Genomic DNA, 25,717 nt, shown 5'->3' on the forward strand with positions numbered 1-25,717 from the left:
GGTCGTTCTATCAGGCCGGTTCGAAGCGCACGACGACGGACTTGCTCGCCGGGGTATTGCTGGTGTCCGCGGTGGAGTCGAGCGGCACCAGCACGTTCGTCTCGGGGTAGTAGGCGGCGGCGCAGCCGCGGGCGGTCGGGTAGTGCACGACGCGGAATCCCGGTGCGCGCCGCTCCACGCCGTCCTTCCACTCGCTCACCAGGTCGGTGTACGAGCCGTCGGCCAGGCCGAGCTCCGCGGCGTCGGCGGGGTTGACCATGACGACGCGGCGGCCTCCGGTGATGCCGCGGTAGCGGTCGTCGAGGCCGTAGATGGTGGTGTTGTACTGGTCGTGGCTGCGCAGGGTCTGCAGGAGCAGCCGACCCTGCGGGACCCGCGGGTATTCGACGGGCGCCGCGGTGAAATTGGCCTTGCCCGTCTTGGTGGGGAAGCGGCGTTCGTCGCGCGGGGCGTGGGGGAGGCGGAAGCCCTCGGGGCGGGCGGCGCGGGCGCTGAAGTCCTCGAAGCCGGGGACCACGCGGGAGATCCGGTCGCGGATGGCGGCGTAGTCGCGCTCGAACTGCTCCCAGGGGGTTGGGGAGGCGGTGCCGAGGACGGCGCGGGCCATGCGGGCCACGATCGCGGGTTCGGAGAGCAGGTGCGGGGAGGCGGGGGCGAGGTTGCCGCGGGAGGCGTGGACCATGCCCATGGAGTCCTCGACGGTGACGAACTGCCGGCCCGAGGCCTGGACGTCCTTGTCGGTGCGGCCGAGGGTGGGCAGGATCAGGGCGCGCCGGCCGGTGACCGCGTGGGAGCGGTTGAGCTTGGTGGAGACGTGCACGGTCAGGGCGGTGCGGCGGATCGCGGCCTCGGTGACGTCGGTGTCGGGGGTGGCACCGACGAAGTTGCCGCCCATGGCGAAGAGGACCTTGGCCCGGCCGTCGCGCATCGCCTGGATGGAGCGGACCACGTCGTAGCCGTGGCCGCGGGGCGAGGTGATGCCGAATTCCTTGTCGAGGGCGTCGAGGAAGGCGGGCGCGGGCCGTTCGAAGATGCCCATGGTGCGGTCGCCCTGGACGTTGGAGTGCCCGCGGACGGGGCAGACGCCGGCGCCGGGGCGGCCGATGTCCCCGCGCAGCAGGAGGAGGTTGACGACCTCGCGGATGGTGGCGACGGCGTGCTTGTGCTGCGTGAGGCCCATGGCCCAGCAGACGATGGTGCGCTTCGAGGCCAGGACCATGGCCAGCGCGCGCTCGATCTCGGGCCGGGTCAGACCGGTCGCGGTGAGGGTCTCGTCCCAGTCGGCCTCCTTCGCGGCGGCGGCGAGGTCCTCGTAGCCGTGGGTGTGCTCGCGGATGAAGGCCTCGTCGGTGGCGCCCTCGGTCTCGATGACGAGCTTGTTGAGGAGGCGGAAGAGGGCCTGGTCGCCGCCGATGCGGATCTGCAGGAAGAGGTCGTTGAGGGCGGTGCCCTTGAGCATGCCGAGCGGGGTCTGCGGGTTCTTGAACCGCTCCATGCCGGCTTCGGGCAGCGGGTTCACCGAGATGATCTTCGCGCCGGCGGTCTTGGCCCGCTCCAGGGCGGAGAGCATGCGCGGGTGGTTGGTGCCCGGGTTCTGCCCGGCGACGATGATCAGGTCGGCCTGGTGGAGGTCTTCGAGGGAGACGCTGCCCTTGCCGATCCCGATGGTCTCGGTCAGCGCGGAGCCCGAGGACTCGTGGCACATGTTGGAGCAGTCGGGCAGGTTGTTGGTGCCGAACTCGCGCGCGAAGAGCTGGAAGAGGAACGCGGCCTCGTTGCTGGTGCGGCCCGAGGTGTAGAAGAGGGCCTCGTCGGGGGAGCCGAGCGCGGTCAGCTCCTCCGCGATGACGGCGAAGGCGCGCTCCCAGCTGATCGCCTCGTAGCGGTCGCCGCCCTCGGGGAGGTACACGGGCTCGGTGATGCGGCCCTGCTGGCCCAGCCAATAGCCGGAGCGGGTGGCCAGGTCGGCCACGGGATGCGCGGCGAAGAACTCCGGGGTGACCCGGCGCAGGGTCGCCTCCTCCGCGACGGCCTTGGCGCCGTTCTCGCAGAATTCGGCGGTGTGCCGCTTGTCGCCCTCGGGCCAGGCACAGCCCGGGCAGTCGAAGCCGTCCTTCTGGTTGACCTTGAGAAGGGTGCGGGCGGTGCGGGCCAGACCCATCTGCTGGTGCGCGATCCGCAGGGTGTGGCCGATCGCGGGCAGGCCGGCGGCCGCGTGCTTGGGCGGTGTGACCTGCGGTGCGTCCTGTACCGGATCACCTGTGGGCGGCTTGGTCGCCATCGCGCTCCCCTTCGAGCGTACGTACGTCGCAGCACGGGTGGCCGCGTCCTTCGATCCTTGCACGACCCACGGGTACCGGGGGAGGAGGTCCGGTGTTCGCGGCGCCCCGGCCGGTGCGCCGGGGCGTCCGGTGGGGCGGATGCGCAGGGGGAGGCGACGGGCCGGAATTGTCGGTGGGGGCGCCTAGGATCGGGGACGTGGCAGATTCAGCATCGAAGAAGACGGACCAGACGACCGCAGCGAACCGCCCCCGCCTGATGCTCATGGACGGGCACTCCCTGGCGTACCGGGCGTTCTTCGCGCTGCCCGCGGAGAACTTCACGACCGCGACGGGGCAGCCGACCAACGCCATCTACGGCTTCGCGTCGATGCTGGCGAACACCCTGCGCGACGAGGCGCCCACGCACTTCGCGGTGGCGTTCGACGTGTCCCGCAAGACGTGGCGCTCGACGGAGTTCCCCGAGTACAAGGCGAACCGTTCCAAGACGCCCGACGAGTTCAAGGGGCAGGTCGAGCTGATCGGCGAACTCCTCGACGCGATGAAGGTGCCGCGGTTCGCGGTCGACGGCTTCGAGGCCGACGACGTGATCGCGACGCTGGCGACGCAGGCGGAGGCCCTCGGTTTCGAGGTGCTGATCGTCACCGGTGACCGGGACTCCTTCCAGCTCGTGTCCGAGCACACCACCGTGCTCTATCCGACCAAGGGCGTCTCGGAGCTGACGCGCTTCACGCCGGAGAAGGTCGAGGAGAAGTACGGACTCACCCCGCAGCAGTATCCGGACTTCGCGGCGCTGCGCGGCGACCCGTCCGACAACCTCCCCGGCATCCCGGGCGTCGGCGAGAAGACCGCCGCCAAGTGGATCACCCAGTTCGGGTCGTTCGCGGAGCTCGTGGAGCGCGCCGAGGAGGTCAAGGGCAAGGCCGGGCAGAACCTCCGGGACCACCTGGAGGCCGTCAAGCTCAACCGGGTCCTGACCGAGATGGTCAAGGACGTGGAGCTGTCCAAGGCCCCCGCCGACCTGGGCCGCCTGCCCTACGACCGGTCCGCGGTGACCGGTGTGCTGGACGTGCTGGAGATCCGCAACCCGTCGCTGCGCGAGCGGCTGCTGGCCGTGGACCCGGGCGCCGCCGAACAGGACGCCGCCCCGGCGCCCGCGGCCGGCGTGGAGCTCGACGGCTGCGTACTGGGTACGGGCGAGCTGGCGCCGTGGCTGGAGAGCCACGGCGGCGAGCCGCTGGGCGTCTCGACCGTCGACAGCTGGGCGCTGGGCCAGGGCAATGTCAGCGAGGTCGCGCTGGCCGCCGCCGGGGGAGCCGCGGCCTGGTTCACGCCGGCCGAGCTCGACGAGACGGACGAGCGGGCCTTCGCGGCCTGGGCGGCCGACGCGGCCCGGCCCAAGGTCGTGCACAACGCCAAGGGTCTGATGCGGGTCTTCCCCGAGCACGGCTGGAGCCTGGCCGGCATCACCATGGACACCGCGCTCGCCGCCTACCTGGTCAAACCGGGACGGCGCTCCTTCGCACTGGACGCCCTGTCCACGGAGTACCTGCACCGTGAGCTGGCCCCCGCCGCCGCCGATGGGCAGCTGGCCTTCGGCGCCGACGAGACGGCCGAGGCCGAGGCACTGATGGCGCAGGCCCGCGCCGTCCTGGACCTGGGCGGCGCCTTCACCGGCAAGCTCACCGAGGTGGGCGCCGCGGAGCTGCTGCACGACATGGAGCTGCCCACCTCCGAGCTGCTCGCCCGGATGGAGCGCGCCGGCATCGCCGCCGACCGCGATCACCTGGAAGCCATGGAGCAGCAGTTCGCGGGAGCGGTGCAGCAGGCGGTCAAGGAGGCGCACGCGGCGGTCGGGCACGAGTTCAACCTCGGCTCGCCCAAGCAGCTCCAGGAGGTCTTCTTCGGCGAGCTGGACCTGCCGAAGACGAAGAAGACCAAGACCGGCTACACCACGGACGCCGACGCGCTGGCCTGGCTGGCCACGCAGACCGACCACGAACTGCCGGTGATCATGCTCCGCCACCGGGAGCAGGCCAAGCTGCGCGTCACCGTCGAGGGCCTGGTCAAGACCATCGCCGCCGACGGCCGGGTGCACACCAGCTTCAGCCAGACCGTCGCCGCGACCGGCCGCCTGTCCTCCACCGACCCGAACCTGCAGAACGTACCGGTGCGCACCGACGAGGGGCGTGCCATCCGCCGCGGCTTCGTCGTCGGCGAGGGCTTCGAGTCCCTGATGACAGCCGACTACAGCCAGATCGAGCTGCGCGTGATGGCCCACCTCTCCGAGGACGAGGGCCTGATCGAGGCGTTCGCCACCGGCGAGGACCTGCACACCACCGTCGCCTCCCAGGTGTTCGGTGTCGAGCGCGAGCAGGTCGACGCCGAGATGCGCCGCAAGATCAAGGCGATGTCCTACGGCCTGGCCTACGGTCTGTCCGCCTTCGGCCTCTCCCAGCAGCTGGGCATCGAGCCCGCCGAGGCGCGCGGTCTGATGGAGACCTTCTTCGAGCGGTTCGGCGGGGTGCGCGACTACCTCCAGCGCGTCGTGGACGAGGCCCGCGCCACCGGGTACACGGCGACGATCTTCGGCCGCCGCCGCTACCTGCCCGACCTCAACAGCGACAACCGCCAGCGCCGCGAGGCCGCCGAGCGGATGGCGCTCAACGCCCCGATCCAGGGCACCGCCGCCGACATCGTCAAGGTCGCGATGCTGCGCGTGGACAAGGCGATCGCCGAGGCCGGCCTGAGGTCGCGGATGCTGCTCCAGGTCCACGACGAAATCGTGCTGGAGATCGCCCCCGGCGAGCGCGAGCAGGTCGAGGAGCTGGTGCGCCGCGAGATGGGCGCCGCCGTCGAGCTCCGCGCCCCGCTGGACGTGTCGGTCGGTGTCGGCGCGGACTGGGAGTCCGCCGCGCACTGATCGGCGCGAGGCACGGCCGGCGCCCGTCCCCACCGCCCGCTCAGGCGGTGGGGACGGGCGTCCGAGTTTCCTCGCCCCTCTGCTCGTCCGCCGGACGTCCGCCGCGGTCGCGGCCGTCGCGGCGGTGGCGCAGCCGGACCAGCAGCCCGTAGAGCAGCAGGCCGACGGCCAGTCCGCCGCCCGCCCCGAAGCAGATGGTCGGGATGATGTCGAGGGGCGTACGGATCCGGTCGAAGAAGGTGAAGAAGCGGATCACGCGCACCGTGACGCCGGTCGTCACGCACGCCGCGATCAGCGCCAGCCAGCCCCAGTACTCGGCACGGCCGAGCACCGGCACGTCCGCGGGCGCCGGGGACGCGGGCAGCCGGCGCAGCGCCGTCGCCGTGAACCACAGCAGTGCACAGGCCGCGACCGCCGAAGTGCCGTACTGCAGGAAGGTGTAGGGCGGGAAGCCGAAGGCGATGGGTTCGCCGAGCCACGGCAGCGCGTTCGTCCCCCAGCGGTCCATGTGCGTGAAGCTGTCCCACACCACGTGGGTGAGCGACCCGACGACCGCCGAGACGTAGAACCAGGCGGCCAGCGCGGGCAGTCGGCGGCGCACGCGCCACTCCTCGCCCCGTACGAAGGCATGCACCCTGCCCCGCAGACCGCTCGGCAGGAGGGCGACCAGCGGTTCGCGCAGCAGCAGCCAGCAGCCCACGAGCACGGCGGTGAGCAGTGCGTCCACGGTGAGCACGCCGGGCAGCGAGTGCGTGAAGGTGCCGTACGCCATGACGCCCTCGACGATCGCGTCCGTGAAGTAGAAGGTGTCGGGTGCGAAGGAGCCGAGGACGAGCGCCGAGGCCACGAGGGGACCCCGCGCACGCCCCGTCCGGCGGACGGCCGGCAGTACGGCGGCCGCATGGCTGAGAGTGAAGGGCATGGCACCTCTCCTGGACGTTCCGCGCGTGTTCCTCTGCTTCGGGCCAATGCGCCCGAAGGGTCCCGACAGTATGCGTGACCTCTACATGGACGTGGGGATCCGGTGAATTCCGACGCGCTGCCCGTGCCCTCTCAAGGTAGTTGACGTAGGGTCACGCGGACGTCGAGGGGGAGGGGTCCGGCTCATGTCGTCCATATCAGGCGGACGCGGGCGCTACAGGCTGTACAGGGGCGCGACCGCCGCCCTGGTCTGTGCCCTGACGGCCGCGGCGCTGACCGGCTCCCGCGGCCCGTCGCCCGACGGCCCGGCCCCGGTGTCGGCGTCGGGCGCGAACGGTGCCCAGCCCCTTCCGGCGGACCCGGGAGGCGGCGACTCGTCCTACTTCACCGAACTCCCGCCGCTGGTCGGCCCGGAGCCGCCGGCCGTGGTGCTGCCGGACGGGCCGCCCGAGGCCCGGCCGCAGGAACAGGGGGCGCCGCAGCCGGCGACGGCGGTCGCCGTGGGCGGGGCCGCGCAGGGGATACCGGCGAGCGTGCTCGCGGCGTACCAGCGGGCCGAGAAGACGGTGGGGCGGAGCGATCCCGGCTGCGGTCTGCGCTGGCAACTCCTCGCGGCCATCGGCAAGGTGGAGTCCGGACAGGCACGCGGCGGGCAGGTGGACGCGACCGGGACCACGCTGCGGCCGATCCTGGGGCCGGTGCTCGACGGCAACGGCTTCGCGAACATCTCGGACACCGACGGCGGGGCCTACGACGGGGACGCGCGGTACGACCGGGCGGTCGGGCCGATGCAGTTCATCCCCTCCACGTGGGCGGCGTGGGGTCAGGACGCGGACGGCGACGGCCGGCGCAACCCGAACAACGTGCACGACGCGGCCCTGGCGGCCGGCCGGTACCTGTGCGCGGGAACCCGGGACCTGCGCGTCGACGCGGACCTGGACCGGGCCGTGCTCTCCTACAACCGGTCGACGGAGTACCTGCGGACGGTGCGCTCCTGGTTCGCGTACTACCTCAAGGGCGCGCACGGAGTCCCGGACACGGGCGGCACGGCGCCGACCCCGCCGGCGAAGCCGAACCCGAGGCCCACGCCGACGCCGATGCCCACCCCGACGCCGAAGCCCACCCCGTCTCCGACGCCGGACCCGAAGCCCACCCCGACGCCGACGCCGGACCCGAAGCCCACCCCGACGCCGACGCCGGACCCGAAGCCCACCCCGACGCCGACGCCTACACCCACTCCCACGCCGGATCCGAAGCCGACCCCGACGCCGGCCCCCACCCCCACCCCGACGGGAAGTCCGGCGCCGACGCCGACCCCGAAGCCCTCCCCGAGCCCGACCACCGGTGCCCGGCCCACTCCCACGCCCAGCCCCACGGCTTCCGCGAAGCCCGGGTCCGCTCCCGGGCCGAGCCCGACGGCGACGCGCGCCGCGTCCGCCGTCCCACTGGGGTGATGACCGACAGCGGCGACCCCGCCGCGTGCGAGACACCCCTCATGCGTCGGCCGGTCCTTCCCGACCTGGCCGCCGCGCGCCTGCTCGGACGGGCGGAGTTCGTCGAGGCGAGCTGGTAGGCGCTGTTGCTGGGCCGGCGGGCGGCCCGGGACCACTACCAGGTGCGTCGCCCCGACCGCCCGTACCCGCCCGTCGGCCCCCTCCTGGAGGCGGCGTACGCGCACCCGCGTCTGCGTCGGCTGTTTCCCTTCACCAGTCACTACAGCCTGAACCTCAGCAGCTGCACGGAGCACCCCTACCTCGTGCAGGTACCTTCCGTGGACCCCATGGCCGACGGGCGGTTCCGCGTCCGCAGCGTCCGCAGCGCCCACGTGATCGGCTGGGCCGACTCCGCCGGGGAAGCGGTCGCCCTCGTCGCCGCGCACATTCCGCCCGGCCTCGGTCGCCCACCGACATCACGCAGGCGGTCGCTTCCGGATCCCGCCGGCCCCCTTCCCCGTAGGGGACGCGAGACGGTTCTCATCTCGGCCTCCCGTTGCTACGGTGCCCCATCCCTGACGCCTCATCAGATTTCGGAGCCCCGGCATGCGCGCATTCGTCGCCGCCGTCATCGGCCTCGCGGCCGCGCTGGCCCTCGTGTTCGCCATCACGGCGTTCGGGGTGCCCGAGGGCGAGACCTCACCCAGGCCCCTGCTCACCACCGCGCCCCCCGCGCCCGGAAAGTAGAGGAGGGCCCGGCCGTGCGACGCAGAGCGAGCCTTGTCCTGCTGGCCCTGGCCGTGTTCTGCGCGGCCCTCGCCCCGCTGCTGCGCTGGTACGCGTACCCGCGCCTCGCGAAGATCCCGCCGAACCAGTACCAGGAGATGGTCCTGGAGGCGAAGGACGCGACCCTCCTCGACTACACCGGCGGTATGCAGCCCAAGAAGGTCGACAAGGTCACGATCGTCCAGACCCTCAAGGGCAACGTCGAGGCGTCGAAGGAGATAGAGGCGAGCGCGGGCAAGGACGTCGTGGTCTGGGACACCCTGTCCTACATCATCGGCCCCGACGGCAAGATGGTCTCCCAGATCCCCGAGCGCTACATCTTCGACGCGCACACCCAGGACCCGGTGCACGCCACCGGCGAGATGGTCGACGGCGACGCGGTCAAGCGCGAGGGCATCGAGTTCAAATGGCCCTTCTTCACCGAACCGCGCGACTACCTCTACTTCGACGCCCAGACCCGTACCTCCTCGCCGATCCACTACGTCGGACCGCGCCGCTTCAAGGGCATTGACGTCTACTACTTCGAGCAGACCGTCCCGTGGACCAAGGTGCCCATGCCGAAGAAGATGCCGATCGAGGGCATCGACCCGGCGACGATCGAGGCGGCGACCGGCACCACCCTCTGGTACACAGCGAAGGTGCGCTTCTGGGTCGACCCCGTGACCGGGGCGCCCGTCAACGCCGAACAGGACATCCAGCAGGAGATGCGCGGCGGCATCGCCTCCGGCGGACCCGACGGCAAGCTCACCGCCTTCGCCGGACACGTGACCATGCGCGAGGACTACTCCGACTACACCGTCGACCTGGTCAAGGCGAACCGTACGAAGGTCCTCGTGCTCCACACCTACGCCCCGGCGGGCCTGGCCGCCGGCGGCCTCGCCCTGCTCGTGCCGGCGCTGTGGCTGGAGGCCCGCGGCCGCCGCGCCCGCGAACCGCGGGACACCCCTTAGATCAGCGGCGCAGCCGGGCGTTGGTGTGGCGGGTGGGCTCGGCGGTGGCCGGGTCCTCCGGCCAGGGGTGCTTGGGGTAGCGCCCCCGCAGCTCCGCGCGGACGGCGCGGTAGCCGCCCTGCCAGAAGGAGGCCAGGTCGGCGGTGACGGCCGCGGGCCGGCCGGCGGGGGACAGCAGGTGCACGAGCACCGGTACACCCGCCACCCGCGGGGTCTCGGCCAGCCCGAACAGCTCCTGGAGCTTCACCGCGAGCACCGGCTGCCCGTGCTCGGCGGAGTAGTCCAGCCGGATACGGGACCCGCTGGGCACTTCCAGCCGTTCCGGAGCCAGCTCGTCCAGCCGGACCGCCTCGCCGGTGGCCCACGGCAGCAGCCGGTTCAGGGCCTGGCCGGCGTCGATCCGGGCGAGGTCCGCGCGCCGCCGGGCCCGGGACAGCTCGGGCTCCAGCCAGTCGTCGGCCCGCTCCAGCAGCACGGCGTCGTCGGCCACGTCCGGCCAGGCGCCGCCGAGCGTGCGGTGCAGGAAGCCGAGACGGGCCCGCAGGGCCCGCGCGTCCGGGGTCCAGCGCAGCAGGGCGAGGCCCTCGGCGCGCAGCCCGTCGAGCAGCGCGGCCCGGACGAGCGCCGGGCCGGGAGCGCGCAGAGGGCGCACGGCGAGCTCGATCGCCCCGAGCCGCTGGACGGCGCGGGCGACCACGTCGCCGTCTTCCCAGTGCACTTCGTCGGCGTCCGCGCGCAGGTGCGCGGCGGCGGTCAGGGCGGTGTCCTCGTCGACGACCGCGGCCAGCCGGATCCGCGCGGCGGCGGAGTGCGGCGGCCGGTCTGCGACGGCCACGGCCAGCCAGGGCGCGTGGCGCAGCGCTGACCCGTCGCCGAGATCGGCCCCCGTCCCGGAGGCCATGAGGAAGGCCCCCGATCCCTTGCTCCTGGCGATCCGCTCGGGGAACGCGAGTGCGGCGATCAGCCCGGCCGCGGCGTCGTCGGGGACCCGCCCCGCGCCCGGGGGCGGAGCCGCCGCCGGGGTCGGGGCGGAACCCGGGACCGGAGAGCCGGAGGCGGAACCCCCGGTGTCGGAAAGGGGCGGTGCGGCGGAGAGCCCCGCAGGGTCCTGGAGAGCCCGCTCCAGGCGGTGGGCCTCCGTGCGCCAGCGGGCGGTGTACGCGTCGCCGCCCGCGCGGGCCCGCCGCCAGGCCGCCGCCAGGTCGTCCCCGTACTCCCGCGGCGGCTCCTCGCTCAGCAGCGCCACCACTTCCGCCGCCCGGCGGGCGCCGAGCGCGGCGCTGCCGTCCAGCAGGGCCCGCGCCAGCCGCGGGTGCAGCCCGAGCCGGGCCATCCGCTGCCCGCGGGGGGTGACCGCGCCGGCCGCGGACACCGCGCCGACGGCCACCAGCACCTCCCGCGCCGCGGCCATCGCACCGGCCGGCGGCGGATCCAGCAGTGCCAGCCCGGCTGCGTCCGGGTCGCCCCAGCAGGCGGCCTGCAGGGCGAACTGCGCCAGGTCGGCGATCCGGATCTCCGGGGAGGGGAACGCGGCCAGCCGGCCGTCCTCCGCCTCGGCCCAGCAGCGGTACACCGTGCCCGGCGCCTCACGCCCGGCCCGGCCCGCCCGCTGGCGCCCGGCCGCGCGGGACGCCCGTACGGTCGCCAGCGCCCCCAGCCCGCGGGCGTGGTCCACCCGGGGCTCGCGCGCCAGCCCCGAATCGACCACCACGCGCACGCCGGGCACGGTCAGGCTCGATTCCGCCACCGCCGTCGCGAGGATCACCCGGCGGTGGTCCGAGGCCGTCAGCGCGGCGTCCTGCACGGCCGCCGGGGCCCGGCCGTGGACCTGCAGCACCTCCGCGTCCACGCCGCCCAGCTGCCCCGCCACCCGGGCGATCTCGCCGACGCCGGGCAGGAAGCACAGCACGTCACCGGAACGTTCCGCCAGCGCCCGCCGCACCACCGAGGCCACGTGTGCGAGCTGCGCCGGATCCACCCGCATCCCGTGCGGGGGCCGCACCGGGCGGGCCGCAGGCGCCCAGACGGTCTCCACCGGGTACGAGACGCCCGCCGCCTCCACCACCGGCGCACCGCCCAGCACGCGCGCCCAGCCGGCGGAGTCCGTCGTCGCCGAGGCCGCCACGAGCCGCAGCTCCGGCCGCAGGGTCTCGCGTACGTCGAGGAGGAACGCGGCGACCGTGTCGGCGTCCAGGTGCCGTTCGTGGCACTCGTCCAGGACGACCACGTCCACGCCGGCCAGCTCCTGGTCGCGCTGGAGCCGCTGGAGCAGCACACCGGTGGTCACCACCTCCACGACGGTGCCGGGGCCGGCCACCCGCTCGCCGCGCACCGTGAACCCGACCGCGCCGCCGACCCGCTCGCCCAGCAGCCAGGCCATCCGGCGCGCCGCCGCCCGGGCGGCGATCCGCCGGGGCTCCGCCACGATCACCCGGCGCCGCGGCCCGCCGCCCACCAGGCCCGCGAGCACCAGCGGGACCAGCGTCGTCTTGCCCGTCCCGGGTGGCGCGCACAGCACCGCGGCGCCGTGTCCGTCGAGCGCGGAGACGAGCTCGGGCAGGGCCTCGTGTACGGGAAGGGCGTCGAGGGCGGCCTGGCGGATCAAGGCGTCAGGCCCTCTCGCAGACGAAGATCGCGGTGCCGGGGATCAGGTTCCCGCGCAGCGGGGACCAGCCGCCCCATTCCTGGCTGTTCCATTCGGGCCACTCGGGTTCGACGAGGTCGACCAGGCGGAAGCCGCCCGCGACGACGTCGCGGACGCGGTCGCCGAGGGTGCGGTGGTGCTCGACGTACACGGCGCGCCCCTCCTCGTCCTGCTCCACGTACGGGGTCCGGTCGAAGTAGGAGGCGGAGACGGACAGGCCCTCGGGGCCGGGCTCGTCGGGGAAGGCCCAGCGCAGGGGGTGGGTGACGGAGAAGACCCAGCGGCCGCCGGGGCGCAGGACGCGGTGCACCTCGCGCATGACGTTGACCGGGTCGGCGACGAAGGGGACGGCGCCGTAGGCGGAGCAGGCGAGGTCGAAGGAGCCGTCGCGGAAGGGGAGCCGGCCGGCGTCGGCCTCGACGAGCCGGACCCCCGGCACGTCACCGCCGCCGATGCGCAGGGCGTGCTGGAGCTGGCGGTGCGAGAGGTCGAGGGCCACCGGGCGGGCGCCCTGGGCGGCCAGCCAGCGGGAGCACTGGGCGGCGCCGGCGCCGATCTCCAGCACGTCCTTGTCCTTGAGGGAGGCGGCGGGGCCGAGCAGGGCCGCGTCCGCTTCGTCCAGCCCCTCGGGCCCCCATACGAAGCGGTCGTCGCCGAGGAAGGTGCCGTGCTCGCTCTGGTACTCGTCGGCGTTGCGGTCCCACCAGCTGCGGCTCGCCCGGCTGCTCTCCGCTTCCCCGGCGTCACGGCGCGTGGCCTGGGCGTCGTCCGAGGAGTCCGGATCGGCCGCGTACGCGTCTTCGGGGGCGTAGTCCTCTTGGTTCATGGGGCCCGTCGTCGTAGTCTGCGAGTGTCTTGGGAATGTGGCAGGAAGCGCCATCAGGGCCTTCCCGCCCATGAATTGTGCCGGTTGTGCGGTGATCCGCCCGGGGTGTGGGGCTTCGCGCATTGACCCTGTCCGGCTGCCCCCGTATGCTACAAGTTGCGCTGCGAGCCTGTGCTCCTCAGACCTAGCAGGCTGCGCTTGCATCTGTTGATGTCCCCTCGGTTTTCGAGGCCCTCTCCGCTTGTGCGGATCATGGGCTTCCTTGGCTGTCCGGCTTCTTCGGCAGATGCCGATAAGGGCTCCCGGCGTAGCAGTACCTACGACTTTCTGTCCGTAACCGGAGCCCTTTCCCACATGACGAGCAGCACCGAGACCACCTCTACCACTCCGCAGGTAGCGGTCAACGACATCGGTAACGAGGAAGCCTTCCTCGCCGCGATCGACGAAACGATCAAGTACTTCAACGACGGCGACATCGTCGACGGCGTCATCGTGAAGGTCGACCGGGACGAGGTCCTGCTCGACATCGGTTACAAGACGGAAGGCGTGATCCCGAGCCGCGAGCTCTCGATCAAGCACGACGTCGACCCGAACGAGGTCGTCAAGGTCGGCGACGAGATCGAGGCCCTGGTTCTCCAGAAGGAGGACAAGGAAGGCCGTCTGATCCTGTCCAAGAAGCGCGCTCAGTACGAGCGTGCCTGGGGCACGATCGAGAAGATCAAGGAAGAAGACGGCATCGTCACCGGTACCGTCATCGAGGTCGTCAAGGGTGGTCTCATCCTCGACATCGGCCTCCGCGGCTTCCTCCCGGCCTCCCTGGTCGAGATGCGCCGTGTCCGCGACCTCCAGCCCTACGTGGGCAAGGAGCTCGAGGCGAAGATCATCGAGCTGGACAAGAACCGCAACAACGTGGTCCTGTCCCGCCGTGCCTGGCTGGAGCAGACCCAGTCCGAGGTCCGCCAGACGTTCCTCACCACCCTGCAGAAGGGTCAGGTCCGCTCCGGCGTCGTTTCCTCGATCGTCAACTTCGGTGCCTTCGTGGACCTGGGTGGCGTCGACGGTCTCGTCCACGTCTCCGAGCTGTCCTGGAAGCACATCGACCACCCGTCCGAGGTTGTCGAGGTCGGCCAGGAAGTCACCGTCGAGGTCCTCGACGTCGACATGGACCGCGAGCGTGTCTCCCTGTCGCTGAAGGCGACGCAGGAGGACCCGTGGCAGCAGTTCGCCCGTACGCACCAGATCGGTCAGGTCGTCCCGGGTAAGGTCACCAAGCTGGTTCCGTTCGGTGCGTTCGTCCGCGTGGACGAGGGCATCGAGGGTCTGGTCCACATCTCCGAGCTGGCCGAGCGCCACGTGGAGATCCCGGAGCAGGTCGTCCAGGTCAACGACGAGATCTTCGTCAAGGTCATCGACATCGACCTCGAGCGTCGCCGGATCTCGCTGTCCCTGAAGCAGGCCAACGAGTCCTTCGGTGCCGACCCGGCGTCGGTCGAGTTCGACCCGACCCTGTACGGCATGGCCGCGTCCTACGACGACCAGGGCAACTACATCTACCCCGAGGGCTTCGACCCCGAGACCAACGACTGGCTCGAGGGCTACGAGAAGCAGCGCGAGGCCTGGGAGAGCCAGTACGCCGAGGCGCAGGCTCGCTTCGAGCAGCACCAGGCTCAGGTCATCAAGAGCCGCGAGGCCGACGAGGCCGCTGCTGCCGAGGGCGCTGCCGCCCCGGCCGCCGGTGGCAACGCCGGTGCGGGCATCTCGGGTGGTTCCTACTCCTCGGAGTCGGACGAGACCTCCGGCGCCCTGGCGTCGGACGAGGCCCTGGCCGCGCTCCGCGAGAAGCTGGCCGGCGGCCAGAGCTGATCGCAGCGCGCATCGCACTCCGGTGTGAGCAGAGCTGACTGAGTACGACGGTGAGGCCCGTCCCCTTCGGGGGGCGGGCCTCACCGCGTTCCCGGCGTTCCCGGTGATCCCGGCGTTCTGGTGTTCGGCACCCGGTGTTCCCGCCCGTCCCGTCCCGTCCCTCCCCACCCGTCCCGCCCGTCGCGACGTGATCCATTGCGGTCCTGTGAAGGGGGCCAACTGGGGAATGACGGCGCCGCCTTGGACGTTCTTGGCAGAGAACGAGGCGAGGAGGAGTGGTGGCGGTGCTTGATCCACAGGGTTTGTACGAATGGGATGCCAAGGGTCTGGCGGTGGCCGACCTGGCGGTCGCCCAGGACTCGGCCGGGCTGGTCATGCTGTACCACTTCGAGGGGTACATCGACGCGGGAGAGGCCGGGGAGCAGATCGTCGAGCGGCTGCTGGACACCCTGCCCCACCAGGTCGTCGCCCGCTTCGACGCGGACCGGCTCGTGGACTACCGGGCGCGCCGTCCGCTGCTGACCTTCCAGCGCGACCACTGGGCGGAGTTCGAGGAGCCCCGGCTGGAGGTCCGGCTGGTCCAGGACGCCACCGGAGCGCCGTTCCTGCTGCTGTCCGGCCCGGAGCCGGACGTGGAGTGGGAGCGCTTCGCCGTCGCCGTCCGGCAGATCGTCGAACGCCTCGGGGTCCGGCTCTCGGTCAACTTCCACGGCATCCCGATGGGCGTCCCGCACACCCGGCCCGTCGGCATCACCCCGCACGGCAACCGGACCGACCTCATGCCGGGCCACCGCAGCCCCTTCGACGAGGCCCAGGTGCCCGGCAGCGCCGAGTCCCTGGTGGAGTTCCGCCTGTCCCAGGCCGGACACGACGTGCTCGGCGTCGCCGCGCACGTCCCGCACTACGTGGCGCGCTCCCCGTACCCGGACGCGGCGCTGACGGTGCTGGAGGCGATCACGGCGGCGACCGGCCTGGTGCTGCCGGCCGTGGCGCACGCGCTGCGGACCGAGGCCCACCGTACGCAGACGGAGATCGACCGGCAGATCCGCGAGGGCGACGAGGAGCTGGTCGGCCTGGTGCAGGGGCTGGAGCACCAGTACGACGCCGCCGCCGGGGCCGAGACCCGGGGCAACATGATCGCCGAGCCGGCGGAACTGCCGTCGGCGGACGAGATCGGCCGCGAGTTCGAGCGGTTCCTGGCGGAGCGCGAGGGCGAGGGCTGAGTCCCCCGTCCCGGGGGCCCGGCCCCGCACGGCTGTGCGGGGGCCTAAGCTGCGGGGCATGTTGAAGGTAGGCCTGACGGGCGGAATCGGTGCCGGCAAGAGCGAGGTCTCGCGCCTGTTGGCGGGGTACGGGGCGATCGTCGTGGACGCCGATCGGATCGCACGCGAGGTCGTGGAGCCCGCTACGCCGGGGCTCGCGGCCGTCGTCGCCGCCTTCGGGGAAGACGTACTGACCCCCGAGGGCACGCTGGACCGGCCGAAGCTGGGATCCATCGTGTTCGCGGACCCGGAGAAACTCCGTACGCTCAACGCGATCGTGCACCCGCTGGTCGGCGCCCGGTCCGCCGAGCTGGAGGCCGCCGCGGGCCCCGACGCCATCGTCGTGCACGACGTACCGCTGCTCACCGAGAACGGCCTGGCACCGCTCTACGACCTGGTCGTCGTGGTCGACGCGGCCCCGTCGACGCAGCTCACCCGGCTGACCGGGCTGCGCGCGATGGCCGAGGAGGAGGCCCGGGCGCGGATGGCCGCCCAGGCCACGCGCGAGCAGCGGCTGGCGGTGGCCACCCTCGTGATCGACAACGACGGGCCGCTGGACGCGCTGGAGCCTCAGGTCCGCAAGGTGTGGGAAGAACTCACGGCGCGGGCGTCGGCGGCGCCGACGGCGGGCGACGGCGCCGCCTGACGTGTGCATGGAATACCGCGCGGGGCTCGGGCGTTGAAGGCGCCGGTAGAGGGAAGGATCCATACCGTGTCCGAGACCACGCGCCCCACGCCGTCCAGCCCGGAAACACACGTCATCGACTTCCGGGCGGCGGAGCAGCTGCTCGCCGCACGCGACCCGCGCGGTGCGGTCAAGCTCCTCGACTCGGTCGTGGCCGCCCACCCGGAGAACACGGCGGCCCGGCTGCTGCGCGCCCGGGCCTTCTTCGCCGCAGCCCAGCTGCGCCCGGCGCAGCTGGAGTTCGAGCTGGTGCTGGAGCGTGAGCCGGACAACGCCTTCGCCCACTTCGCGCTGGCCCGTACGCACGAGCGGGCGGGCCGGCCCGAGCAGGCGCGCAAGCACTTCCGGCTGGCCGCGGCCCTCGACCCGCAGCCGGAGTACCGGGCGGCGGCCCGCTTCGAGGAACAGGCCTGATCCGGAGGGACCCTGATCCGGAGGGACCGGCGCTCCACCCCTCAGCGGCTTTCGGGCGGCTCGTACGGGGGGACGTCCCGGCCGGGCTGGTAGTGCGGGCCCTGCCGGATGTGGCGCACGATCATGAACAGGTCCACGCCGACGACGACCGCCAGCGCACCGCACGCCGCCGCCCATCCGGGACGGCCCGCCAGCGCGAAGGCGGCCGTGCCGGCGGCGGCCCAGACCAGCCCCCAGACGCCCAGCCAGAACCGCAGCCGCAGCGGACTGCGCGCTGTCACCGGCTCGTTTCCGGAACGCATGGCATCGCCTCTCCTGTCCATGGTCCCACTCGGCCGGCCGGTCCCGTCAGGGGTTGAGCCTGTTCACGGCCTTGGCGGTCGACTTCTTGAAGGCGGCGACCGGCGCCTGGGAGAGGTCGCCCATCTGCCCCCACTTGACGACGGTCACGGTGGAGCCGTCGCGCCCGATCCCGTAGAGGTGCACGCCCGGCTCGGACTCCGGGACCGAGGTGTGGACCCCGTAGACGTGCGCGCCCTCCTCGACGGGCAGGGTCCCGTAGTCCTGCCAGGACGCCGTGCCGCCCGGGGCCGTGCGCAGCCAGTCGGCGGCGCAGGAGGCGACCTTGCGCTCCAGCGTGCCGACGAGCTTGGCGGCCGCGGAGGGCGAGGCGGACCGCACGGAGACCTGCACGGCGCCGGTGTCGTACTCGGTGCCGAACGTGCGGTGCCAGCTGCCCGCCGCCGGAAGCACCCCGTCCAGGCAGAACGTCTCCGTCTCGGGCAGTCCCTTGGTGATCTCGCCCGCGTACCAGGCAGACGCGGGGTGCGGGGGCAGGTCGGTGCCGTTCAGGAATCCGGGCGCGGTGGCGGCCGCGGCGGAGGTCGAGGTGGTGAGGACGAGCGCGGCGGCCGCCGCGACCAGTGCGGTGGCCAGGGTGGCGGCGGTGTCGGTACGTCGGAACATGTCGGTTCTCCCCGGGGACGCTGCATCGGTGTGCCTGCCAAAGCTGTTCCCCGGCGGGGGCGCGGGGCCACGGTTCGGGGCGAAATCGGGACACTGGAACGCCCGTACGCCCTGTCACCTGGGGGAACACCCCAGGCATGGAACGGAGCCGTGGGACACGGACGGGGGACACCGTGAGTGAGGCCGAGGATTTCGCGCGGCGGATGCGGGAGCTGAAGGAGCGCGGCGGGCTGAGTTACGGCGTCCTCGCGCGCCGGCTGCACACGAGTACGTCGACCCTGCACCGGTACTGCAAGGGGGAGGCGCTGCCGGTGGAGTTCGCGGTGGTGGACCGCTTCGCGCGGGCCTGCGGGGCCTCGGCGCCGGAGGCGGTGGACCTGCACCGGGCCTGGCTGCTGGCGGACGCCCGGCGGCGCGCGGGGGCGCCCGCGCCGGACCCGCTACCCGCCGCCGGTGAGCCGGAGCCGGCCGTCGTGGAGCCGCAGTCGGCCGTCGTGGTGGGGCCGCCTGCCGTGGCGGGCCGGGGCACGGGGGCCGGACCGACGGCAACGGAATCCGGAGCGCGCTCGTCCTGGTACCGGCGCAGGGCGGTCGTGGTCGCGGCGGCGGGGCTGACGGCCGGGGCGGTGGCCGTGGCGCTGCTGGCGGTGACCGGCCCCGACCGGGGTGCGCCGCACGCCGGAGCGGGGACGCGGGCGGGGGCGGGCGCCGGCACGGGCGGACCCGGGGGCTCCGCCTCCGCCGCGGCGACCCCGTCCGCGCCGGGTGCCGCGCCGACGGATCCGCCGACCGGTCCGGCACGGCCTTCGGCGTCGTCCGGGGGACCGGCCACCGCGCCGGCCCAGACCTCCGCCCCACCGCCCGTGCCGCCCGGCCGGGCACCGGCGGCGCCCCTCAAGGCGGCAGTGCGGTCGCACGTGTGGGCCGCGGGCTGCGACCACGCCTACCTGGCCGCTCGGGGCCCCGGATCGGTGCCCCCGCCGCCCGTGCAGGCGGACGCGTCCGCCTGGGCGACGGCGCAGTCCGCCGTGCACGCCGGGAGCCAGATCGTGGAGGTCACCCTGCACGGCACGGGCGCGGGCGCGGTGGTCCTGGAGGGGCTGGAGGTGCGGGTGGGGGCGCGACGCTCACCGCCCGCCTGGAACGTCTACCAGATGTCGCAGGGGTGCGGCGGGGGTCTCACCCCGGCCGTCTTCGCCGTCAACCTGGACGCGCCGCGCCCGCTGGCCCGCCCCGTCGCCGGGAACGACGCCGGGAACCGGCTTCCGGCCCCGGCCTTCCCGATGCGGGTCACGGCCGACGAGCCGGTCGTCCTGAGGGTGGAGGCCGTCACCACGGGCTGCGACTGTGACTGGTCCCTCGATCTGCGGTGGACCTCTCCGGCCGGGTCGGGCACCCTGCGCGTCGACGACGGCGGCCGCCCGCTGCGCACGAGCGCCGCCACCGGCCGGCCCGTCTACGGGTACGCCCTGGAACAGGGCCGCTGGGCCCGCTGAAACCACAGGCCAGGGGCGATGTCAGTGGCCGCACCTAAACTCGTGGGCAAGGGGCCGGCAGGTCCGGGAGGACGAGCGTGAGGGAGGGGGACACCATGACAGCACAGGCCCAGACACAGGCGCAGACACAGTCACAGGGGCAGACGCAGCCGCTGCGGCAGCCGGAGTCGCTGAGACAGCTGCAGCCGCAGCCGCAGGCATCCGCGCTCCTGCGCCATGCCGCCGTCTTCCTGCCCGCCGCAGTCCCCCGGGAGGGGCGGGTCGCCTTCTGGTCGCCCGACGGCGACGCTCTGCCCGAAGCGGGCACGCCCGGTCCGCTCACCGTCGTACGGCCGCACGGCAGCGGGGTCCGCAGCCGGCCCGTGCCCGCGGTGACCTTCTCCGTCACCGACGCCCTGCCCCTGCTCGCGCGGGCCCCCCGCAGCCCCGTCGCGCACCCCGCCACCCGGGCCTGGGGCACCGCCGCCACGCAGGCCCTCACCCTGGCCGCACGCGGCCGGCTGCTCCCCGGGCTCACCCCCGAGGGCGTCGACGCCTGGCGCGTGGGTCCGCTCGACGCCGACGACATCGCCCACCTCCGGGCGGTCGCCGCCGCCCTGCCCCACGAGGGGCACGCGACGCCCCTCGCCGGGCGCCGCCCGCTCCAGCTGCCCGAACCGGAGGCGCTGGTCCGCGCGTTCCTCGACGCCGTCGCCGACAGCCTGCCCCGCACCCCGGCGGCGCCCGTGGCGGCCGGGCGGCCGTTCGCCGCGCGGGAACCGCAGCAGGTGCCCGGGATACAGGAGTGGGCCGCCCAGGTCGCGGCCGGGGCCGACACCGGAGTCGGGCTCTCGCTCCGGCTCGACCTGTCCTCCTTCCGCCTCTTCGACGAGGCCGAGGGGGAGGAGACCCGGCGCGCCGGCGCCGCCGTCGTCCAGGTGCACAGCCTCGCCGATCCCACGCTCGTCACCGACGCCGGACAGCTGTGGGCCGGCACGGCGGGGGCCGGCTTCGGTCCCCGAGCCCGGATCGACGCCGTGCTCGCGCTGCGCCGGGCAGCGCGCGTCTGGCCGCCGCTGCTGCGGCTGCTGGACCAGCCCGTCCCCGACGCCCTCGCCCTGTCCGACCCGGAGCTGGAAGACCTGCTGGGGGTCGCCGCGAACCGGCTGGCCGCCGCCGGGGTCGTCGTCCACTGGCCGCGCGACCTGGCCCGTACGCTGTCCGCGACCGCCGTCGTACGGTCCACCGCGCCCGGGTCGGCCACCGACGGGACCGCCTTCTTCGACGCGGAACACCTCTTCGCCTTCTCCTGGGAACTGGCCCTCGGCGGTGACCGGCTCACCCCGGGGGAGATGGACGCCCTGGCACAGGCCCACCGGCCCGTCGTACGGCTGCGGGACCAGTGGGTGCGGGTCGACCCCGAGCTGGTGCGCAAGGCGCGCAAACGGGAGCTGGGCCTGCTGGACCCGGTGGACGCGCTGGCCACCGCCCTTTCGGGGACGGCCGAGGTCGACGGCGAGCCGGTCGAAGCGGTACCGGTGGGGGCGCTGGCCGCCCTGCGGGAACGGCTGACGGGCGAGTTCGCCCCGCTCCCGCAGCCCGCCGCGCTCCGGGCCACCCTGCGCGACTACCAGGCGCGCGGCCTGGCCTGGCTCGACCTGATGACCTCCCTCGGGCTCGGCGGCTGCCTCGCCGACGACATGGGCCTGGGCAAGACCGTCACGCTGATCGCGCTGCACCTGCACCGGGACCGCCGCGAGCCGACGCTCGTGGTGTGCCCCGCGTCCCTCCTGGGCAACTGGCAGCGGGAGATCGAGAAGTTCGCGCCCGGCACGCCCGTGCGCCGCTTCCACGGCGGCGGCCGCAGCACCGAGGACCTGACGTCCTGCGCGGGCGGGTTCGTGCTCACGACCTACGGGACGATGCGGGCCAGCGCCGCCCTCCTCGCCGAACAGCACTGGGGCATGGTCGTCGCCGACGAGGCGCAGCACGTCAAGAACCCCCACTCGGCGACCGCGAAGGCCCTGCGCACGATCCCGGCCCCGGCCAGGGTGGCGCTGACCGGCACCCCGGTGGAGAACAACCTCTCCGAGCTGTGGGCGCTGCTCGACTGGACCACGCCGGGGCTGCTGGGGCCGCTGACCACCTTCCGGGCCCGCCACGCCCGCCCCGTGGAGCACCAGCAGGAGGAGGACGGCGGCAACGAGGCGGCGGTCGCCCGGCTGGCCGCGCTCGTCCGGCCGTTCCTGCTGCGGCGCAAGAAGTCCGACCCTGGCATCGCGCCCGAGCTGCCGCCGAAGACCGAGACCGACCACCCGGTGTCCCTCACCCGGGAGCAGGCCTCCCTCTACCAGGCCGCGGTGGACGAGGCGATGGCCGTCATCGGGGAGAGCGAGGGCATCGAGAGACGCGGCATGATCATGAAGCTGCTGGCCTCGCTCAAGCAGATCTGCAACCACCCCGCGCAGTACCTGAAGGAGGAGCAGCCCCGCCTCCCGCACCGCTCGGGCAAGCTCGCCCTGCTCGACGAGCTGCTGGACACCATCGTCGCCGAGGGCGGTTCGGTGCTCGTGTTCACGCAGTACGTGACGATGGCCCGGCTCATCGAGCGGCACCTGGCGGCGAGGGGGATCGCCACACAACTCCTGCACGGCGGGACCCCGGTGGCGCGCCGCGAAGAGCTCGTGGACCGCTTCCAGGCCGGCGAGGTCCCCGTCTTCCTGCTGTCCCTCAAAGCGGCCGGCACCGGCCTGAACCTCACCCGCGCCGGACACGTCGTCCACTTCGACCGCTGGTGGAACCCGGCCGTCGAGGAACAGGCCACCGACCGCGCCTACCGGATCGGCCAGACCCAGCCCGTACAGGTCCACCGGATCATCGCCGAAGGCACCGTCGAGGACCGCATCGCCGAAATGCTGGAGGCGAAGCGGGCGTTGGCCGACGCGGTCCTCGGCTCCGGCGAGGCGGCGCTGACCGAGCTGACCGACCGCGAGCTCGCCGACCTCGTCTCGCTGCGGAGGCCCACATGATCACCGCGCGGGACGACCGCCGCCGCACCTTCGAGACCGTGCCCGCCGGGGCGGCGGCGGTGAGCTGGTGGGGCCGGGCCTGGGTGTCGGCCCTGGAAGAGGTCTCCGGCGATCCGGCCCGCCTGGCCCGGGGCCGCACCTACGCCACCGCCGGGCACGTCGACGCCGTGACCGTCACCCCCGGCCGCATCGTCGCGTACGTCCGGGGCAGCAGGCCGCGCCCGTACCGCACCGAGCTGACCCTGCCGGCTTTCGCGGACGCGGAGTGGGGCGAGCTGCTGGAAGACGTCGCCGCCGACCCGGCGGCGCTCGGCGCGCTCCTGGAGCGGGAGGTCCCGCGGTCGCTGGCGGGGACCGTCCTGCCCGGCGCGGGCGAGCTCGTCCCGCACTGCTCCTGCCCGGACGTCGGGCGTCCGCCGTGCAAGCACGCCGCCGCCCTCTGCTACCGCGCGGCCCGCCTCCTCGACGAGGACCCCTTCGTCCTGCTGCTCCTGCGCGGCCGCGGCGAGCGGGAACTCCTCGAAGACCTCACCCGCCGCAACGCCGCCCACGCCGCACGTGAACAGCCAGGTACGGCACCGGACTTCCCCGCAGTCGCCGCCCGGGCAGCGCTCGCCCGCACGGTCCTGCCGCCGCTGCCCGCGCCGCTCGCCCCACCCGCGGCGGCCGGCCTTCCGCCCGCCTACCCGGCCGACCCGGCGGCACCGGACCCGCTCGCCCTCGACCAGCTCGCCTCCGACGCGGCCGCCCGCGCCCTCACCCTGCTCACCACAGGCGAGGACCCGATCGCCGGGCTCTCCCTCTGGCACGACGCCGTACGGCTGGCCTCCGCGCACCCCACGGCCGGCCTGACGGGCGCCGCCCGCACCCTCTACCGGGAGCTGGCCCGCGCCACCGGGCGCACCACCACCGACCTCGCGCGGGCAGCGGCGGCCTGGCGCCAGGGCGGCCGCCCGGCCCTCGCCGCGCTCGAAGAGGCCTGGGATCCGCCGGCCGGCCCCTTCGACCGGGCCCGCCCGGCGCTCCTCGCCGCGTCCCAGGGTGCCTTCCGCCCCGACCGCAACCGCCTGACCGCCCACACCCGCCAGCTGCGGCTCGGCCGCGACGCCCTCTGGTACGCCTACGAGTCCCGCCCGGGCGACGACGACTGGTGGCCCACGGGCCGCCCCTCACCGGACCCGGTCACCGCCCTGCGGGGCTGAGACCCTCCGCCCAGCGCGTCAACGCGGTGAAGTCGCGGTCCCTCAGGCCGTGGCGCGGGTGGATGCGCAGCAGGAGGGCCGGTGCCGGATGGTGGGCGGCGATCCAGGCCCGGTCACGGGGGGTGATCATGTCGTCGACCCAGGCGAACGGGCGGCCGGCCGCCCAGTCCCGCAGATGGCGGGTCTTCCAGGAGAGACCGTCGGGGTCCTCGGCGAACAGGTCGGGCCATTCGACGACGGACAGGTCGCCCGGCAGCCCGATGTGAGGCGAGATCAGGGTGTTGGCCTGGTGCGTCCAGGCGGTTGCCCAGGCGAGCTCGAAGGGCAGGGCCAGCAGCCGGGAGCCGTGGGACGGATGGAGGCGGATCCGCGCGCCGCGCCGGGCCCTGCGGGATTCCGGGTCGCGGTAGGAGAGCCAGACTTCCGGCCACATGCGGTGGCTCTTGTAACCGCGCAACCCGGCGAAGGGCGCACGGAAGGGGTTCAGCGGACCGTCCACGTCGAGGAGGAGCAGCGGGCGTTCAGTCATGAAGTAGCCAGTACCCAGCACACGATTGAGTGAAATGCGTACCGCCTCTATAACCCGTACGGGTTTGGAGGCGTTGTTTCCGGTGCGGGGCAAGGCCTCGAAATCCACCGGAAGGCAGGAAAGTGATGCGTCACAGTCGTCGAAATGGCTTGATCGCGGCGGTCGTCGCGGGCGGCGGTCTGGCGGTCGCGGGCGTGAGCGGGCTCGCCCACGCCGATGCGGACGCGGGCGGCAGGGCCGAGCGCTCGCCGGGTCTGCTGTCCGGGAACCTCGTGCAGCTGCCGGTGAACGTGCCGGTCAACGCGTGCGGCAACACCGTGAGCGTCGTCGGCCTGCTCAACCCGGCCGCCGGCAACCGCTGTACGAACGTGTCGCAGGGCGGTGGCGCGCACTCCGGCCAGAGCACCTCACACCGGTCGGCGCCGGCGGCGGGCAACGGCGGCGGAGCGGTCGCGAGCGGTCAGACGAAGGATTCCCCCGGAGTGCTCTCCGGCAACGGTCTCCAGCTCCCCGTCGACCTGCCGGTCAACATCAGCGGCAACTCCGTCAACGTGGTCGGCATCGGAAACCCCTCGCACGGCAACACGTCCGTCAACGTCGAGCAGCCCGGCCCCGGCAAGCCCGTTCAGCCGCCCGTCGTCGAGAAGCCGGTCACCCCGGTCACCCCGGTCGTCCCGGCCGTCCCGACCCCGCCGACCTCACCCGTCACCAGGGTCACCCCGCCCGAGCCCCCGCGGCACAGCGAGGCCCTCGCCCACACCGGGGCGGACGGCGTCGGCTACCTGCTGCCCAGCGGCGGCGCCCTGCTGCTCGGCGGCCTCATGCTCTACCGCCGCTTCCGGGTCAACTAGCCTGATCCCGGTTCATGGTGCGCCATCCATCCAGGATGGCGTCGATCCGCGGGGCCAGCCGGGCGCGGGCCGCGAAACGGGGAACGCCCGCCATCAGCAGGGCGTCGTACTCGGTGTCGGTGTGCCGGACCGCCGCCCGCACCGCCACCGAGACCGCCGTCTCGTCCAGGGCCCGACCGGCCGCGGTGCGCCCCACCCGGCCGCTGCCGCGCACCGAGGCATGGGTGGCGATCGCCACGGCCCGGTCGGCCGGGCAGCCGGGGAACAGCCGCACTATCTCGGCGGCGAAGGCCGCCGTGAAGCGGACGTCCTCCGCCGCACGACGCAGCCGGTCGCGCTCCCGGCGACGCGCCCGCGCCTCGGAGTCCGCGAGACAGGCGCGTTCCGCGCCGGCCAGGGCGGCATCCTCCACGAACAGCCCCAGGCGCTCGTACCGGCGGCGCCGCTTGTGGAAGCGGACCAGGACGGCGGACAGCGAACTGGCCTCACGGGCACGGCGCGTCAGCGCGGCGTCCCCGCGCGGAAGGTAGACGAGGTGCCCCAGGTCCGCACAGTCCAGGCAGCGGGGCACACCGGCCTCGCGCACCAGGTGCGGGAGCGGGCCGCGCCGGCACTCCGCGCAGTGGATCCGCTTCACGGACTCGAAGACGACCAGGCTCATACAGGTGTGATACCGCCC

At 73.7% G+C, this 25,717-nt stretch carries 20 protein-coding genes and 1 pseudogene; 13 read left to right on the plus strand and 8 right to left on the minus strand.

The features are described from left to right. Positions 1-10 precede the first annotated feature (10 nt). Positions 11-2,281, minus strand: coding sequence for an FdhF/YdeP family oxidoreductase (locus tag ACZ3X1_RS25650; protein ID WP_467281104.1), 2,271 nt, complete (start codon positions 2,279-2,281; stop codon positions 11-13). Between the two features lie 197 nt (positions 2,282-2,478). Between ACZ3X1_RS25650 and polA the strand changes: the two genes are divergently transcribed. Then, positions 2,479-5,202: a DNA polymerase I gene (gene polA / locus ACZ3X1_RS25655; RefSeq protein WP_467281105.1), complete on the plus strand. Its 2,724-nt coding sequence runs from the start codon at positions 2,479-2,481 to the stop codon at positions 5,200-5,202. 40 nt (positions 5,203-5,242) lie between these two features. Here polA and ACZ3X1_RS25660 read toward each other — a convergent pair whose 3' ends face one another. Further along, positions 5,243-6,124, minus strand: coding sequence for a DUF4184 family protein (locus ACZ3X1_RS25660; RefSeq protein WP_467281106.1), 882 nt, complete (start codon positions 6,122-6,124; stop codon positions 5,243-5,245). Positions 6,125-6,308: 184 nt separating this feature from the next. Between ACZ3X1_RS25660 and ACZ3X1_RS25665 the strand changes: the two genes are divergently transcribed. The 4 genes and pseudogenes from ACZ3X1_RS25665 to pgfA all read left to right on the plus strand — a co-directional run bounded on the left by ACZ3X1_RS25665 (position 6,309) and on the right by pgfA (position 9,292). Next, positions 6,309-7,577 (plus strand): lytic transglycosylase domain-containing protein, encoded by a 1,269-nt coding sequence (locus tag ACZ3X1_RS25665; protein ID WP_467281107.1) that lies wholly within the window; start codon positions 6,309-6,311, stop codon positions 7,575-7,577. A 161-nt stretch (positions 7,578-7,738) separates the two neighbouring features. After that, positions 7,739-8,008, plus strand: a pseudogene (locus ACZ3X1_RS25670) (DUF6193 family natural product biosynthesis protein); the annotation flags it as partial. A 154-nt stretch (positions 8,009-8,162) separates the two neighbouring features. After that, complete coding sequence (locus tag ACZ3X1_RS25675; protein WP_107089658.1) at positions 8,163-8,303, plus strand: SPW_0924 family protein; 141 nt, start codon at positions 8,163-8,165, stop codon at positions 8,301-8,303. A 14-nt stretch (positions 8,304-8,317) separates the two neighbouring features. Then, complete coding sequence (gene pgfA, locus ACZ3X1_RS25680; protein WP_467281177.1) at positions 8,318-9,292, plus strand: cell envelope lipid trafficking protein PgfA; 975 nt, start codon at positions 8,318-8,320, stop codon at positions 9,290-9,292. Position 9,293: 1 nt separating this feature from the next. On the opposite strand, the gene ACZ3X1_RS25685 is transcribed toward pgfA, so the two are convergent. After that, the gene (locus ACZ3X1_RS25685; protein ID WP_467281108.1) at positions 9,294-11,897 is read right to left on the minus strand and encodes an ATP-dependent RNA helicase; all 2,604 of its coding nucleotides are present in this window, start codon (positions 11,895-11,897) and stop codon (positions 9,294-9,296) included. A 4-nt stretch (positions 11,898-11,901) separates the two neighbouring features. Then, a complete protein-coding gene (locus ACZ3X1_RS25690) occupies positions 11,902-12,762 on the minus strand; it encodes a class I SAM-dependent methyltransferase (RefSeq protein ID WP_467281109.1) in 861 nt (286 codons plus the stop codon). Positions 12,763-13,116: 354 nt separating this feature from the next. On the opposite strand from ACZ3X1_RS25690, the gene rpsA reads away from it, so the two are divergent. The 4 genes from rpsA (at position 13,117) to ACZ3X1_RS25710 (ending at position 16,986) form a co-directional block, all read left to right on the plus strand. Then, positions 13,117-14,625 (plus strand): 30S ribosomal protein S1, encoded by a 1,509-nt coding sequence (gene rpsA / locus ACZ3X1_RS25695; protein ID WP_356815742.1) that lies wholly within the window; start codon positions 13,117-13,119, stop codon positions 14,623-14,625. Positions 14,626-14,909: 284 nt separating this feature from the next. Further along, complete coding sequence (locus ACZ3X1_RS25700; protein WP_076044002.1) at positions 14,910-15,848, plus strand: PAC2 family protein; 939 nt, start codon at positions 14,910-14,912, stop codon at positions 15,846-15,848. Positions 15,849-15,906: 58 nt separating this feature from the next. Continuing rightward, on the plus strand, positions 15,907-16,533 hold the full coding sequence (gene coaE, locus ACZ3X1_RS25705; protein ID WP_467281110.1) for a dephospho-CoA kinase: 627 nt from the start codon (positions 15,907-15,909) through the stop codon (positions 16,531-16,533). Positions 16,534-16,599: 66 nt separating this feature from the next. Continuing rightward, complete coding sequence (locus tag ACZ3X1_RS25710; protein ID WP_356815744.1) at positions 16,600-16,986, plus strand: tetratricopeptide repeat protein; 387 nt, start codon at positions 16,600-16,602, stop codon at positions 16,984-16,986. 41 nt (positions 16,987-17,027) lie between these two features. Here the strand turns inward: ACZ3X1_RS25710 and ACZ3X1_RS25715 are convergent, their stop codons facing one another. Together ACZ3X1_RS25715 and ACZ3X1_RS25720 are read right to left on the minus strand one after the other, a co-directional pair. Beyond that, entirely contained in the window at positions 17,028-17,288 is a 261-nt protein-coding gene (locus tag ACZ3X1_RS25715) for a DUF6343 family protein (RefSeq protein ID WP_356815745.1), read from the minus strand. 46 nt (positions 17,289-17,334) lie between these two features. Next, positions 17,335-17,952, minus strand: coding sequence for a hypothetical protein (locus tag ACZ3X1_RS25720; protein ID WP_356815747.1), 618 nt, complete (start codon positions 17,950-17,952; stop codon positions 17,335-17,337). A gap of 173 nt (positions 17,953-18,125) precedes the next feature. On the opposite strand from ACZ3X1_RS25720, the gene ACZ3X1_RS25725 reads away from it, so the two are divergent. The 3 genes from ACZ3X1_RS25725 to ACZ3X1_RS25735 all read left to right on the plus strand — a co-directional run bounded on the left by ACZ3X1_RS25725 (position 18,126) and on the right by ACZ3X1_RS25735 (position 23,658). Beyond that, positions 18,126-19,448 carry a helix-turn-helix domain-containing protein gene (locus ACZ3X1_RS25725; RefSeq protein ID WP_467281111.1) on the plus strand — a complete coding sequence of 441 codons (1,323 nt, stop codon included), beginning with the start codon at positions 18,126-18,128 and terminating at the stop codon, positions 19,446-19,448. A gap of 95 nt (positions 19,449-19,543) precedes the next feature. Beyond that, positions 19,544-22,456, plus strand: a complete 2,913-nt coding sequence (locus ACZ3X1_RS25730) for a DEAD/DEAH box helicase (protein ID WP_467281112.1) — start codon at positions 19,544-19,546, stop codon at positions 22,454-22,456. Further along, positions 22,453-23,658: an SWIM zinc finger family protein gene (locus ACZ3X1_RS25735; RefSeq protein ID WP_467281113.1), complete on the plus strand. Its 1,206-nt coding sequence runs from the start codon at positions 22,453-22,455 to the stop codon at positions 23,656-23,658. Before ACZ3X1_RS25730 ends, ACZ3X1_RS25735 begins: the two co-directional genes overlap by 4 nt. Here the strand turns inward: ACZ3X1_RS25735 and ACZ3X1_RS25740 are convergent. Beyond that, positions 23,639-24,187, minus strand: a complete 549-nt coding sequence (locus tag ACZ3X1_RS25740) for a hypothetical protein (protein ID WP_356811953.1) — start codon at positions 24,185-24,187, stop codon at positions 23,639-23,641. The genes ACZ3X1_RS25735 and ACZ3X1_RS25740 overlap by 20 nt on opposite strands. 149 nt (positions 24,188-24,336) lie before the next feature. On the opposite strand from ACZ3X1_RS25740, the gene ACZ3X1_RS25745 reads away from it, so the two are divergent. Next, positions 24,337-25,038, plus strand: coding sequence for a chaplin (locus ACZ3X1_RS25745; RefSeq protein WP_467281114.1), 702 nt, complete (start codon positions 24,337-24,339; stop codon positions 25,036-25,038). On the opposite strand, the gene ACZ3X1_RS25750 is transcribed toward ACZ3X1_RS25745, so the two are convergent. After that, positions 25,031-25,699, minus strand: coding sequence for a DUF2293 domain-containing protein (locus ACZ3X1_RS25750; RefSeq protein WP_467281115.1), 669 nt, complete (start codon positions 25,697-25,699; stop codon positions 25,031-25,033). The two genes, ACZ3X1_RS25745 and ACZ3X1_RS25750, sit on opposite strands and share 8 nt — an antisense overlap. Between the last annotated feature and the right edge of the window lie 18 nt (positions 25,700-25,717).

It is taken from the genome of Streptomyces sp. NPDC023541 (genome assembly GCF_055559995.1).

What these genes read in the sequence shown, in the direction of transcription:
- ACZ3X1_RS25750 (WP_467281115.1), bottom strand. Translation starts at nt 25,699, where the DNA reads ATGAGCCTGGTCGTCTTCGAGTCCGTGAAGCGGATCCACTGCGCGGAG.
- ACZ3X1_RS25650 (WP_467281104.1), bottom strand. Translation starts at nt 2,281, where the DNA reads ATGGCGACCAAGCCGCCCACAGGTGATCCGGTACAGGACGCACCGCAG.
- ACZ3X1_RS25735 (WP_467281113.1), top strand. Translation starts at nt 22,453, where the DNA reads ATGATCACCGCGCGGGACGACCGCCGCCGCACCTTCGAGACCGTGCCC.
- ACZ3X1_RS25675 (WP_107089658.1), top strand. Translation starts at nt 8,163, where the DNA reads ATGCGCGCATTCGTCGCCGCCGTCATCGGCCTCGCGGCCGCGCTGGCC.
- ACZ3X1_RS25665 (WP_467281107.1), top strand. Translation starts at nt 6,309, where the DNA reads ATGTCGTCCATATCAGGCGGACGCGGGCGCTACAGGCTGTACAGGGGC.
- ACZ3X1_RS25730 (WP_467281112.1), top strand. Translation starts at nt 19,544, where the DNA reads ATGACAGCACAGGCCCAGACACAGGCGCAGACACAGTCACAGGGGCAG.
- ACZ3X1_RS25660 (WP_467281106.1), bottom strand. Translation starts at nt 6,124, where the DNA reads ATGCCCTTCACTCTCAGCCATGCGGCCGCCGTACTGCCGGCCGTCCGC.
- rpsA (WP_356815742.1), top strand. Translation starts at nt 13,117, where the DNA reads ATGACGAGCAGCACCGAGACCACCTCTACCACTCCGCAGGTAGCGGTC.
- ACZ3X1_RS25715 (WP_356815745.1), bottom strand. Translation starts at nt 17,288, where the DNA reads ATGCGTTCCGGAAACGAGCCGGTGACAGCGCGCAGTCCGCTGCGGCTG.
- coaE (WP_467281110.1), top strand. Translation starts at nt 15,907, where the DNA reads ATGTTGAAGGTAGGCCTGACGGGCGGAATCGGTGCCGGCAAGAGCGAG.
- ACZ3X1_RS25740 (WP_356811953.1), bottom strand. Translation starts at nt 24,187, where the DNA reads ATGACTGAACGCCCGCTGCTCCTCCTCGACGTGGACGGTCCGCTGAAC.
- ACZ3X1_RS25720 (WP_356815747.1), bottom strand. Translation starts at nt 17,952, where the DNA reads ATGTTCCGACGTACCGACACCGCCGCCACCCTGGCCACCGCACTGGTC.
- ACZ3X1_RS25690 (WP_467281109.1), bottom strand. Translation starts at nt 12,762, where the DNA reads ATGAACCAAGAGGACTACGCCCCCGAAGACGCGTACGCGGCCGATCCG.